Origin of the sequence: Halomonas sp. DP3Y7-2 (assembly GCF_019800795.1) — a bacterium.
In the GTDB taxonomy this organism is placed as follows: Bacteria; Pseudomonadota; Gammaproteobacteria; order Pseudomonadales; family Halomonadaceae; genus Halomonas; species Halomonas litopenaei_A.
The window spans coordinates 255088-268026 of record NZ_JAHVKJ010000005.1; the positions used below are offsets into that span (position 1 = coordinate 255088).

Consider the following 12939-nt stretch of genomic DNA (forward strand, 5'->3'; position numbering starts at 1 on the left):
CTCAGGCCGCACTTGCGTCGGGACGGCCCTGCAGGTTGCGGTGCAGGATGGAGTGAAACTCCTCGGCAAAGTCTTCGTACTTGCCCAGCAAGCGTGACGACTCGGCAGAAAGGCGGTTGTAGAAGATAACCGCAGGAATAGCCGCAAACAGGCCCATCGCGGTAGCGACCAGCGCTTCGGCAATCCACGGTGCCACCGTGGCCAAGGTCGCTTGCTGGGCCATGGACAGCGACTGGAAGGAGCCCATGATGCCCCACACGGTACCGAACAGGCCGATATAGGGACTGGCCGAGGCGACGGTGGCCAGAAAGACCAGATGAAGGTTCAAGCGCTCTTCTTCGCGGGACCAGGCCACCCGCATGCTGCGCTGAACGCCGTCAAGGATCGCCTGTGGGCTGCGCGTCTTGGGCATCAGCCGATTGAATTCACGGAAACCCGCACGAAAGATGTGCTCAGCGCCCTGGCTATCGCCTTCGGCCGGAGCATTCTTGTACAGCTCGTTGAGGTCGACGCCGGACCAGAACCGATCTTCGAACGCGCGGTGAGCCTTGCGGGCACGCCGCATGACGAAGCTGCGCTGAAACACCACGATCCAGGACAGCACGGAACCGATCATCAGCAACAGCATGACGAACTGGACCACGCCGCTGGCGTTCATGATCAAGTGGGGAATGGACATGGAGTCGTTCACGGAAATCCTCGTCTCAAATCAGTCGTTGGAAGCGTCAAGGGCCCGGTCGTCCGGGGCCATGCCAAAATGGGTCCAGGCCTGGCGGGTAACCACCCGGCCTCTGGCGGTTCGCATCATCAGACCCTGCTGAATCAGATAGGGTTCGATGACATCTTCAATGGTGTCGCGCTCTTCTCCGATGGCAGCGGACAGAGAGTCCACGCCTACCGGACCACCCTCGAACTTTTCGATCATCGCCAGCAGCAGTCGGCGGTCCATATGATCCAGTCCATGGTGGTCCACATGCAGCATGTTCAGGGCCTGGTCGGCCACGTCGGCGGTGATATGACCTCCCGCCTTCACTTCGGCAAAGTCACGCACCCGCCGCAGCAGGCGATTGGCAATTCGGGGCGTGCCCCGAGACCGCCTCGCCACCTCTCTGGCACCGGCGAGGTCGGCTTCTACCTCGAGCAAGCGCGCAGAACGCGCCACGATCTCGGTCAGCTCGTCGATGGCATAGAATTCCAGGCGCTGAACAATGCCAAAGCGATCGCGTAGTGGTGAGGTCAGCCGGCCTGCCCGGGTCGTGGCGCCGACCAGGGTAAAAGGAGGCAGATCGAGCTTGATCGAGCGTGCTGCCGGCCCTTCACCAATCACGATATCCAGCTGAAAATCTTCCATCGCCGGATAGAGGATCTCTTCGACCACAGGAGAGAGCCGGTGTATCTCATCGATGAACAGCACATCGCCGGCCTTCAGGTTGGTCAGCATGGCAGCCAGATCTCCGGCTCTCTCCAGCACCGGACCAGACGTCGAGGTCAGTCCAACCCCCATCTCCGTGGCGATGATGTTCGCCAGCGTCGTCTTGCCGAGACCAGGAGGACCGAATACCAAGGTATGATCCAGGCTCTCGTCTCTGGCTCTGGCCGCATGGATGAAAATCTCGAGCTGTTCGCGCACTCGCGGCTGACCGATGTAATCGGCGAGACGCTTGGGACGAATGGCATGATCCACCCGACCCTCGCCTTCCAGGGTGTCTCCGGCGATAAGGCGATCCGTTTCAATCATGTCAGCCCGCCATGCGGCGTGTCAGTGCCGCCTTGATCATGGCTTCGGTACTGCCTTCCCCTTCGAGTCCCGACAGCATGCGGCTCGCCTCCGTAGGCTTGTAGCCGAGACTGACCAATGCTGCTTCCGCATCCGCCAGCAAAGACGTGGAGGACGTGGGTGCCGCAGGCTGTCCCTCCAGCGGGAGACTGTCGGGATGCTGCCAATGGGGGAAGCGATCTCGCATCTCGATGACCAGGCGTTCAGCGGTCTTCTTGCCCACGCCAGGTAGACGTGTCAGAGCCTTCACGTCGTCCTCCATGACGCAGCGCACGAAGGCGTCCTCCTCCATGCCCGAGAGAATCGCCAATGCCAGTTTCGGCCCGATGCCGTTGACCTTGATCAGGGCCCGAAACAACGCCCGCTCCTGCTCGCGAGCAAAGGCGTACAAAAGATGAGCGTCATCGCGTACGGTCAAATGGGTGTACAACGACACCTTCTCACCACTACCGGGCAGTGCGACCAGGGTCGTCATTGAGGCTTCCATTTCGTAGCCGACCCCTCCCACATCCACCACGAGCCAGGGGGGCTGAGTCTCGAGCAATGTGCCTGTGATGCGTCCAATCATGGCGCTATAACTTCCTTGAACATTCGGTGTAGGTGACCACCAGTGTAACCGAGACCGGGGCCGGAGTTCGCTGGTGCAACGCCGTAACATGCCACCGGACTACCCCTTGGCTGCGCCCACTATACGGCTACCAGATAGCCATCGCTAGCGTGACAAACACTGTTCGAAAATCAAGGTGTCTGCATAAAGAGACGCTCATCCAAGGGCACGGCTCCAACGCTATCGTCAGGGACGGTACTGCCGCCAGGATTGTCCGCGACCACGGCCGCGACGCCCGCCATAATTGCCTTCATTGACCAGTCCTCGGGACGCGTAGAGGTGCGTCAAGGCAATCGCCAATGCATCTGCAGCGTCTGCCTGAGGAGTGCCCGACAGCCCAAGGGTGGCGGTGATCATATGCTGCACCTGGGTCTTTTCTGCGCCACCGGAACCGGTCACCGCCTGCTTGATCTGTCGTGGACCATACTCGTTGACGGTAAGACCGTGGTTAGCGGCACACACAATCGCAGCCCCTCGGGCCTGTCCCAATTTCAACGCGGAGTCGGCATTTTTCGACATGAACACCTGCTCAATGGCAAAGGCGCCTGGGCGGTAGAGGCCAATCAACTCGCTGATGCCGGCGTAGACCTGGGCGAGCCGTTGCGCAAGGGCGTCGTCTTTGAGGCGAATACAGCCACTGGCCACATAGCGTGGCTGTCGCTCGCTGGCGTCAAGTACACCGTAGCCTGTCACACGTGAACCAGGGTCAATGCCCAGCACAATCATCCCTGTCTCTCCTGTGCCGCGTACTGGACACACGTGCCACGGCCGTTGTCATCGCCCGCAAGAATGGCATGGCCTTGGCCTGAATTGGTGGAAAAATCTAGCATTTATGTCCTTAGGGTCGTGGCGCTGCCATCCTTGACCAGATCAAGATAACCGCACAATGCAGACGAAAGCGTCTGAGGCTGTGCTAGCGTAATGCGCACCATTCTATCGTTCCTTCAAATGACCAGCGAATCCGACACAGGAGTCAGGTATGAAAGATGTGGCCATCGTAGGCGCGGGGCCTGTTGGCATCTGCTTGGCGCGTGCACTGGCGGGCGCTGGAATGGACGTGGCGCTAATTGAGCGCGCGCGCCAGGACCAGCTCTCCACCCCCCAACCAGATGGCCGCGAGATCGCCGTCACCCGAGCGTCTGCGGGTCTGCTGGAAACGCTAGGCGTATGGCAGCGGATTCCCCAGCAGCAGGTGTATCCACTGGCGAGCGCAAGAATTTTCAATGGTGCATCGCAGTTCTCGATGAAGGTGGATCCACACGATCCCGATCATCCCCTCGGCGTGATGGTCTCCAACCATCTGATCCGCCAGGCGGCCTACGATGAGGCAAGTCGAATCGATGGCATCGAGTGGCACTTCTCTTCCCTGAAGCAGATTGACACAGATGCTCAGTGCGCGCGGCTTCGTCTAGAGAATGGTGAGGAAGTGACAGCGCGGCTGGCGGTCGCCGCCGACAGCCGCTTTTCCGAGACTCGCCGTCAAATGGGGATCGCCGCACGCATGCGGGACAATGGACGCAGCATGATGGTGTGCCGCGTTCACCACGAACGCGCTCACGACCAGTCTGCCTGGGAGTGGTTTGATCACGGCCAGACACTGGCGCTACTACCGTTGACCTCTCATCTATCCTCCGCGGTAGTCACCCTGCCCAGCCGGCAGATGGCAGAACTGTCGTCACTTCCCTCAGAAGCGCTTTCCGCTGCCTTGACACAGCGCTACGCCAACCGACTGGGAGCGATGACCGTCAACGGTGAAGCTCACGTCTACCCCTTGGTCAGCGCTTATGCGGAACGCTTTGTCGGCACTCGCCTGGCGTTGGTCGGCGATGCGGCGGTGGGCATGCATCCTGTCACCGCCCATGGCTTCAACTTCGGGATACATAGCCAATACCGCCTGGCCCGACGGTTGATCGACGCCTATCAGCAGGGTAAGGATATCGCCGCCCCCCATCTGCTGGTCGGCTATGAACGGGAGCATCGTCTCGCCACTTGGCCGCTGTATCAGGCGACCCAGGCCATCGTCGGGCTATATACCGATGAACGCCCCCATGCTCGCATCCTGCGACACCTTGGTTTACGAGCGGGAGAGCGACTGTCTCCTGCCCGCCATTGGCTAGCGCAGCAGCTTGCTCAGACCGCGCCCAATCGAGCAGGGCCGATTCCACTCCCTGGGCTGCCGTCACTGCCCCTGCCACCTGCGCCCTTTCCTTCCCTGTTGTTTTCAGGGGCGCCATCTCGCCAGCAGTAAGCAGGAATGACCGCTATACAAACGCAGAACCCCCGCCATATGGCGGGGGTTCTGCGTCATTCATGCGCCAGGCGGACCTGTCGAAACAAGCCCCTGGTGCAAGCGCCCAGGTGACGGCCTGGGCGGCTTGTCTCACTCGGCGCTGTCGGCCTTGGCCTTCTGACGAAGACGAATGTTCAGCTCCTTGAGCTGATCGGCGCTGACATCGCCCGGTGCGTCCGTCATCAAGCACGCGGCACTCTGCGTCTTCGGGAAGGCAATGACTTCCCGAATGGTGCGCGCACCGGTCATCAGCATGACCAGACGGTCGAGACCGAATGCCAGGCCACCGTGGGGCGGCGCGCCATAGTGCAGGGCGTCGAGCAGGAAGCCAAACTTCTCACGGGCCTCTTCTTCACCGATCCCGAGAATCTCGAACACCACGCTCTGCATGGCCTGATCGTGAATACGAATGGAGCCGCCACCCAGCTCGGTACCGTTCAGCACCATGTCATAGGCGCGTGAAAGTGCCCCCGCCGGATTGGCCTTGAGCTCTTCCGGGCTGCAGGCTGGCGAGGTGAACGGGTGGTGCAGCGGACTCAGACGCCCGTTGTCATCCGCCTCGAACATCGGGAAGTCGACGACCCACAGCGGTGCCCAGGCCTGGGTGTAGAGATTGAGATCCTCGCCCAGCTTGACCCGCAGCGCTCCCAGTGCCTCGTTGACGATGCGCGCCTTGTCGGCGCCGAAGAAGATGATGTCGCCATCTTCCGCACCGACACGGTCAAGCAGCGTCTCGATCACGTCTTCCATGAACTTGACGATCGGCGACTGCAGACCTTCGATACCCTTCGCACGCTCGTTGACCTTGATCCAGGCCAGACCGCGCGCTCCGTAGATACCGACGAACTTGGTGTATTCGTCAATTTCCTTGCGTGACAGCTTGGCACCGCCACTCACCTTGAGCGCTGCCACACGACCGTCTTCGGCGTTGGCAGGACCAGAGAAGACCTTGAAGTCGACGTCTTTCATCAGATCGTCGACATCGGTCAGCTCGAGCGGAATACGCAGATCAGGCTTGTCAGAGCCGAAGCGATGCATCGCCTCATGCCAGGTCATCCGCGGGAAGTCGCCAAGTTCGACATCCAGCACATCCTTGAACAGGCCCTGGATCATGGATTCGGTAATACCCATGATGTCGGACTCGTCGACAAAGGAAGCCTCGAGGTCGATCTGAGTGAATTCAGGCTGACGATCCGCCCGCAGGTCCTCGTCGCGGAAACACTTGGCAATCTGGTAGTAACGATCGAAGCCCGCCACCATCAACAGCTGCTTGAACAGCTGTGGGGACTGCGGCAACGCAAAGAAGTTGCCAGCATGGGTACGGCTAGGCACCAGGTAGTCGCGGGCACCCTCAGGGGTGGCGCGGGTCAGTACCGGGGTCTCGATATCCAGAAAGCCTTCGCCTTCGAGGAAGGCGCGTACGCTGTGGGAGATGCGAGAACGCAGACGCAGCTTCTCGATCATCTCAGGGCGACGCAGATCGATGTAGCGGTGCTTGAGGCGAATTTCCTCACCGACCTTGCCATGCTCGTCCAGCTGGAACGGCGGCGTTGCGGCGGTGTTGAGCACCTCTACTTCTTTGGCCAGCACCTCGATCAGGCCTGTCGGCATGTTCGGGTTCTGGGTGCCTTCGGGACGCATGCGCACACGGCCCTGAATGCGCAGCACGTACTCGCTGCGGGCGCGGTCGGCATTGGCGAAGGCCTCGGCAGTGTCAGGGTCGACCACAACCTGGGCGATGCCATCACGATCGCGAAGGTCTAGGAAGATCACCCCACCGTGGTCACGGCGGCGATGCACCCAGCCGCACAGGCTGACCGTCTGGTCTACCAGGGTTTCGTTGAGCTGGCCGCAATAATGGCTGCGCATGTTGATTCCTGTCATGTTGCGTGAAGGTTGGACGGATCGAGACTCAGGCGGCGGCGCCGTCTCCGGAGGACGAGCTACCGGAGCCGCTGCTGCCACTCGAGGCACCACTGTCGCCCGCCAGGTTTTTCTTGCTGCCGCCGGTCTTGAAATCGGTTTCGTACCAGCCACCGCCGGCAAGACGAAAGCCTGCGGCAGAGACCAGACGATTCAGCTCGGGGGCTTCACAGGCTGGACAATCGCTCAAGGGAGCGGCGCTCATTCGCTGCAGCTTCTCGAGACGGTGGCCACAGGCCTTGCACTGATATTCGTAGATGGGCATGGTTTGAGGTCTCCGTTCGCATCAACCCTAAAAGTAGGAACAGAGACGCCACAGCGGCACATCTTCCGCAGCTCTCTGTCCCGACATGCGATATAGGGCCGGCCAAAAGCAATTCCAAGCCCAGATCAAGGGGCCGTATTATAGCGCGCTGAACCCCATGAGGCACAGCCCTGTGCGATCAAACCGCTCAAACTCGGCCATGCTACCCCCAATGACAAGAGGAGCCGTGATGAAAGCCGTTCTACTCGATGCCGACAGCCTGGGCGACGACATTGACCTGACCCCCCTGCGCGAGCAGCTCGACAGCCTGGACGTCCACCCCACCAGCACCACCGCCGAGGCCCGCGCGCGCCTCGACGGTGCTGATGTTGCGATCGTCAACAAGGTCGTGCTGGACGCCGATACGCTGAACGCCCTGCCCTCGCTGAAGCATATCTGCGTGCTGGCAACGGGGACCAACAACATCGATATGGAGGTCGCCCGGCAACGCGGCATTCGGGTCGACAACGTCAGCGCCTATGGTACCGCCAGCGTCGCCCAGCACACCCTGATGCTGATCCTGTCGCTGGCCACTCGCCTGCCACAGTACACCAGCGATGTTGCTGAAGGACGCTGGGGTGAGAGTCCCTTCTTCTGCATGATGGGGCATCCCACGGTACAGCTCGAAGGAAAGCATCTGGTGCTGGTCGGCCAGGGTGAGCTTGGATCTCGCGTCGCCTCTCTGGCCGAGGCGTTCGGCATGCGGGTGACGTTCAGTGCACGTCCAGGTAATGAAGCCAACGACCATCGCCCCGCCCTGGCCGAGCTGTTGCCGGAGGCCGATGTGGTCAGCCTGCACTGTCCCCTGACCGAACACAGCCGCCACTTGATCAACGCCGACAACCTTGCACGCATGAAGGCCGGCGCGCTGCTGGTGAATTGCGCCCGCGGTGGTGTCATCGACGAGGAAGCCGCACTGGCGGCGCTGCGTGATGGCCGTCTGGCCGGCCTGGCCGTGGATGTCTTGCCGGTAGAGCCACCCCGCGATGGTCATGCGCTGATTGACGCGCTCAACGAGACGCCGCGGCTCAATCTACTGGTGACGCCGCACAGTGCGTGGATCACCCCGGAAGCGCGACAGAACATCGTGCGGCTGACCGCCGAGAACTTGCGAAACGCCTGACGACCTAGCGTCGTGTTCTCGTGCCCTTGTCTAACGTTGATGTTAATCGAGGGCACCTCAATAAGGTGTTCGTCTCAGGAGATAACGGTATAAATACGACTCTACTGTTGACTGCGCTTGCACACACCGGCCTTCACTCCGATACTTCGCGCTAACGCCGTATCACCAAGCGCAGGCACTTTTCGTTCAAGCCCTAAGCCCATACCGTCATCGGACACCCTATGTTGTATAACTACGGGTCGATCAACCTCGACCATGTCTACCGCGTCTCTCATCTGGTGCGTCCTGGAGAAACCCTTGCCAGCCACGAACACCGTGTCGGCCTTGGCGGCAAGGGCGCCAATCAATCATTGGCCCTTGCCAAAGCGGGAGGCCAGGTCCAGCACTGGGGCTGCCTCAACGCACAGGATGGCTGGGCTCGCGAGTTACTGCAGGATGCCGGCGTCGACGTTGCCGGCGTCAAGCAGGTACCAGGCCCTTCCGGACACGCCATCATTCAGGTGGACGACAGCGCGGAGAATGCCATTCTGCTCTTCCCCGGCGCCAATCATCACTTCAAGGCGGATGATATCGCCGAACTGATGAAGGCTTGCTCAGCCGGTGATTGGCTGTTGCTGCAAAATGAGTGCAGCGTACTCGCCGACAGCATCCAGCTGGCACATCAGCGCGGCGTCCAGATCGCCTTCAACCCTGCGCCGATGAGCGATGACGTCAAGCGTCTGCCGCTGCATCTGGTCGATCTGCTGTTCGTCAATCGCGGCGAAGCCGCCTGGCTCGCTGAATGCGAGGATGACGCCTCTGCCGAGGCCTTGCTGGACGCCCTGGCGCAACAGCTTCCAACAACGGCAGTGGTGTTGACTCTGGGAGCCGAAGGCGCCTGGTACCAGCACGGCGATCAGCGGCACTTTCAGCCCGCCAGCAGCGTCAAGGCCGTCGACACTACCGCAGCCGGCGACACCTTCATTGGCTACTATCTGGCCGCCATGCAGGAGCAGGCAAGCGTTGCCGAGTGCCTGGCCCTCGCTTCCACCGCAGCCGCCTTGGGTGTTCAACGCCAGGGCGCTGCCACCAGCGTTCCCGCGCGCCATGAAGTGGACAGCGCCCTTTCATCCGGTCAGCACCAGATCCGCTGAGCCATTCTTCTTCAGCGTAGGCGTGGCACCACGCCACGCCTGCTGCACAGGAGCTATCGTGAAGTATCCGATCATCTTTGATACCGATCCTGGCGTTGATGACGCCCAGGCTATCGCCATCGCCCTGCGTCATCCCGACATTGACCTGCTGGGCATGACCACCACCTTTGGCAATGTCGATATCGATACCGCCACCCACAATGCGCTGTTGCTCGGTGAGTTGGCGGGCCAGCCCGTGCCAGTGGCCCAGGGCTCGGCATGCCCAATGGTCAAGCCGCGACACCCGGCACCGAAACATATTCACGGCGACAATGGGCTTGGCAACATTCCGCTGCCACCCGTCACCGGCCAGGCGGAGTCACGCAACGCGGCTCAATTCATCGTGGATACGGTGCGAGCACGTCCAGGTGAGGTGTCACTTGTCGCCGTGGGCCCCCTGGGCAATCTGGCCGCGGCACTTCAGCTGGCGCCAGAGATTGTCAATCTGGTTCGCCAAGTGGTCGTCATGGGCGGCTCCATCCGCGAAGGGGGCAATGTCACTCCGGTGGCGGAGGCCAATATCTTCAATGACGCCCACGCCGCGCAAAAGGTACTGACGGCGGGCTGGCCGCTGACCCTGGTGGGACTCGACGTCACCCATCGCTGCATCCTTACCCCCGACCACATGTCCCGCATTGAAGCTGCCCAGGGTAATCTCGGTCGCGTCCTCGCCGGCAGCTATGACTTCTACCGCGCCTTCTACCGTGATGCCCTGGGTATCGACGGCTGCTGCCCTCACGACAGTGTGGCATTGGCCTGGCTGGTACGCCCGGAGCTGTTCAAGACCACCCGGGGCCACCTCACCGTGGTCACCGAGGGCGCTGCGGAGGGCCAGACCATTCTTGCCGCGGAGGGTCGCCAGTTCATCGAGCCTCGCTGGTCCGGCACTCCTCTTGCGCAGGTGTGTCTCGAGGTAGACGGTGCTGCGGTCAGCCAATGGATCGCAGATACGCTCGGCTAACCCAGCACGCCGCTGGCGTCGACGCATCTTGCACTAGCTCGTTGCCCCGTTGATCTAGCAAGGAGCAACGCCGCATGGCGCCCAAGCAAAGGGGGCGGCCACCGACCGCTCGGTGACCGCCCCCTGTCGCTGTCGCCTTCTCGTCAGCCCGTCGTGAATGCCTCGGGCATCGACGAGAGCGTCACCTCTTGACGCGTCACTCGGGTCACCGTGGCCTGGGGCGGACCCTGCTCCAGCCACTCAGCGACCTGCTCGACCTCATGGCGAGGGCCGCACAGCAGTACCTCCACGCTGCCGTCAGGCTGATTATGCGCGTGCCCAACCAGCCCATGCGCCTGGGCCTGCTGCTGAGTCGACCAGCGAAAACTCACGCCTTGCACCTGCCCTTCGACAACGGCCTCCAGGCACATCATGTCACTCTCCATATCGTCCTCCAGCGCCTGATCGTGCTGCTGGGCGGTGGCTGCATGGCCTGTGCCGCCTACTTCATGCTCGGACATCCCATCGACGCGCTCAAGCGTGTCGACCTCTTGCTGACGCTGTTGCGCCTCCTGTTCGAATTCACGCTGCTCTTCAGCGCTCCACTGGGCCTTCACGCTTTGCTGATCCATCAACTCCTGCTTGACCAGCACGGCACTGTTGCGAGGAATAATCGGCTTGTGGCGGGCGACCAGGTGCACCTTGGTAAAGGCGGCGCCGAACAGCAGGATCAAGGAGGAGTAGTAGACCCACAGCAACACCACCACCACAGAGCCCGCTGCGCCGTAAGTCGATGCAGTGGCGTTGTAGGCAAGGTACAGCGCAATACCTGAGCGTCCTACCGAGAACAGCAATGCGGTGACCACGGCCCCGACAATGACATCACGCCAGCGCAACACCACGTCCGGCAATACCTTGAAGATGGTGGCGAACAAGGCGGCAATGACCCCCACCGACACGGCAAACTCAATGCCCCTGGTCAGTAGACTGACATAGGGAAGAAGGTCATCAGCGGCCTTCAATGCCGCCCTCACAAAGACCCCAAGACCTACCGAAACCAACAGAATGAAGCCGATCGCGAGCACGATGGTCAACGACAGCATCCGGTTCTTCACGAAGATCCAGGCACTGTTACTGGTGGGACGGGCCGCTACTCCCCAGATGGTGTTCAGTGAAAACTGCATCTGACCGAACACGGTGGTGGCACCAACGATCAAGGCGCCAAAGCCCAGCAAGGTCGGCAACAGCCCGGACTCCTGAATCCGCGACTGAGCCACGGCCTGTTCGATGGCAGAGGCGGCGTCGTGTCCCATGGTGCCCTGCAGCTGGGCAAAGATCTGTCCCTGGGCCGCCTCTTCACCGAGTACTACCCCAATCACCGTCACCGCAATGATCACCGTGGGGGCCAGGGAGAACAGCGTGTAAAACGCCAGGGACCCTGCATAGCTGAAAGCATTGCGCTCTAGCCAGAGCGCCACGGACCGCCGCAGTACTCCCCACCAGAAGGCGAAGAATGGAATGATCATAACGTTCCCTCGTCATTTTCTTTGCTGTCAGCATACCGAAGAGCGCGAGACAACGCAGAATCGATGTTCAACACCCTGTCTCATGTAGGGGTTTGCGCGACCTGCCCCACCCCACCATAATGGCGGCGTCTGCGATACAGGAGTCGTTCATGCCCCCCGTCCCGGCCAGCCCATCGTCCCAGGCCAGCTTCGACTGCCTTGTCTTTATTGGCCGCTTTCAGCCGCCGCACCTGGGCCATCTCGCTGTGATCCGGGCGGCGCTGAAGCAGGCGCGCCAGGTCATCGTCCTGGTAGGGTCTGCCTGGCAGGCGCGATCTCTACGTAACCCCTGGCGCTTCGACGAGCGCCGCCAGATGTTACGTAGCGCCTTCGACGACGAGGACAACGCCCGACTCGAAATCGTGCCGTTGCTCGACGCACTGTACAACGACGACGTCTGGGTCCACGACGTACAGCGCAAGGTGCGTGATCTGGCGCACCCCGAAAGCGCGCGCCTGCCGCGAATCGGTCTGATCGGCGCAAGCAGAGGACAGTCAAGCTACTACCTGTCGCTGTTCCCCCAGTGGGAGTCCGTCAGCGTGCCGCTGGTAGAAGCGATCTCTGCCAGCCAGATTCGTGAACGGCTGTTCCGCTCACAGGGCTCCGCAGTGGAATATCTCTCCACTAACGCCAGCCATGACCTTCCACCCGGTGTGGTGGAGCACGTCCATGAGTTCATGGACAGCAAACCCTACCGCCAGTTAGGAGAAGAACAACAGCTACTTGATCAATATCGCGCGGCCTGGGCCCAGGCGCCCTATCCGCCGATCTTTGTCACCGTATGCGCCGTAGTGGTGCAGTCGGGTCACGTGCTGTTGGCAAGGCGCACCTCGGCCCCGGGCAAGGGCTTGTATGCCCTGCCAGGGGGGTTTATCAGCGCCCAGGAGCGTTTGATGGATGCTTGTCTGCGAGAGTTGCGGGAGCGTATCCGCTTGAAAGTGCCGGAGCCGGTGCTGAAGGGATCACTGAGGGGACAACGCCTGTTCGACGAGCCCCATCGCAGCTGGCGTGGCAGGACCCTGGCCGAGGCCTTCTATTTTGCGCTGCGCCCTGACCAGAACCTTCCTCGGATCAAACCCGTCAAGGGCGGAGATCATGCTCGCTGGGTACCGTTGGCCGAACTGGAGCCGGAGAGTCTGTTCGAAGATCACTTCTTCATCATTCAGAACTTTCTTGGCCTGCCTGCCGACCGGCGCTCCTGACCACGAGCGCTATCTCACCCACCACCGAGGCCTGGC

12 protein-coding genes and 1 pseudogene are annotated in these 12939 nt (G+C 61.3%); 5 read left to right on the top strand and 8 right to left on the bottom strand.

Translation table 11 applies throughout. The annotated features are described in order from the left end of the window. Position 1: 1 nt before the first annotated feature. The 4 genes from tolQ to ruvC all read right to left on the bottom strand — a co-directional run bounded on the left by tolQ (position 2) and on the right by ruvC (position 3110). On the bottom strand, positions 2-691 hold the full coding sequence (gene tolQ / locus KUV45_RS06470; RefSeq protein ID WP_224852098.1) for a protein TolQ: 690 nt from the start codon (positions 689-691) through the stop codon (positions 2-4). An 18-nt stretch (positions 692-709) separates the two neighbouring features. Further along, positions 710-1738, bottom strand: coding sequence for a Holliday junction branch migration DNA helicase RuvB (gene ruvB / locus KUV45_RS06475; protein WP_206938665.1), 1029 nt, complete (start codon positions 1736-1738; stop codon positions 710-712). 1 nt (position 1739) lies between these two features. Next, positions 1740-2345, bottom strand: a complete 606-nt coding sequence (ruvA, locus tag KUV45_RS06480) for a Holliday junction branch migration protein RuvA (protein WP_206938656.1) — start codon at positions 2343-2345, stop codon at positions 1740-1742. A 225-nt stretch (positions 2346-2570) separates the two neighbouring features. Continuing rightward, positions 2571-3110, bottom strand: coding sequence for a crossover junction endodeoxyribonuclease RuvC (ruvC, locus tag KUV45_RS06485; RefSeq protein ID WP_222163834.1), 540 nt, complete (start codon positions 3108-3110; stop codon positions 2571-2573). A gap of 253 nt (positions 3111-3363) precedes the next feature. Between ruvC and ubiM the strand changes: the two genes are divergently transcribed. Beyond that, positions 3364-4632, top strand: coding sequence for a 5-demethoxyubiquinol-8 5-hydroxylase UbiM (ubiM, locus tag KUV45_RS06490; protein WP_222163835.1), 1269 nt, complete (start codon positions 3364-3366; stop codon positions 4630-4632). A gap of 132 nt (positions 4633-4764) precedes the next feature. Here ubiM and aspS read toward each other — a convergent pair whose 3' ends face one another. Beyond that, positions 4765-6543, bottom strand: a complete 1779-nt coding sequence (gene aspS / locus KUV45_RS06495; protein WP_206938644.1) for an aspartate--tRNA ligase — start codon at positions 6541-6543, stop codon at positions 4765-4767. A 43-nt stretch (positions 6544-6586) separates the two neighbouring features. Continuing rightward, entirely contained in the window at positions 6587-6862 is a 276-nt protein-coding gene (locus tag KUV45_RS06500) for an FmdB family zinc ribbon protein (protein WP_222163836.1), read from the bottom strand. 229 nt (positions 6863-7091) lie between these two features. On the opposite strand from KUV45_RS06500, the gene KUV45_RS06505 reads away from it, so the two are divergent. The 3 genes from KUV45_RS06505 to KUV45_RS06515 all read left to right on the top strand — a co-directional run bounded on the left by KUV45_RS06505 (position 7092) and on the right by KUV45_RS06515 (position 10157). Next, positions 7092-8024: a D-2-hydroxyacid dehydrogenase gene (locus KUV45_RS06505; RefSeq protein WP_222163837.1), complete on the top strand. Its 933-nt coding sequence runs from the start codon at positions 7092-7094 to the stop codon at positions 8022-8024. 221 nt (positions 8025-8245) lie between these two features. After that, positions 8246-9157, top strand: coding sequence for a ribokinase (locus tag KUV45_RS06510; RefSeq protein ID WP_222163838.1), 912 nt, complete (start codon positions 8246-8248; stop codon positions 9155-9157). 58 nt (positions 9158-9215) lie between these two features. After that, positions 9216-10157 carry a nucleoside hydrolase gene (locus KUV45_RS06515; RefSeq protein ID WP_222163839.1) on the top strand — a complete coding sequence of 314 codons (942 nt, stop codon included), beginning with the start codon at positions 9216-9218 and terminating at the stop codon, positions 10155-10157. Between the two features lie 143 nt (positions 10158-10300). Here KUV45_RS06515 and yccX read toward each other — a convergent pair whose 3' ends face one another. Together yccX and KUV45_RS06525 are read right to left on the bottom strand one after the other, a co-directional pair. Next, complete coding sequence (gene yccX / locus KUV45_RS20375; RefSeq protein ID WP_308126698.1) at positions 10301-10768, bottom strand: acylphosphatase; 468 nt, start codon at positions 10766-10768, stop codon at positions 10301-10303. After that, a pseudogene (locus KUV45_RS06525) lies at positions 10766-11662 on the bottom strand (YihY/virulence factor BrkB family protein); the annotation flags it as partial. The gene yccX and the pseudogene KUV45_RS06525, both read right to left, overlap by 3 nt. A 149-nt stretch (positions 11663-11811) precedes the next feature. Here KUV45_RS06525 and KUV45_RS06530 point away from each other — a divergent pair. After that, positions 11812-12903, top strand: a complete 1092-nt coding sequence (locus tag KUV45_RS06530) for a bifunctional nicotinamide-nucleotide adenylyltransferase/Nudix hydroxylase (protein ID WP_206938629.1) — start codon at positions 11812-11814, stop codon at positions 12901-12903. Positions 12904-12939: the final 36 nt, after the last annotated feature.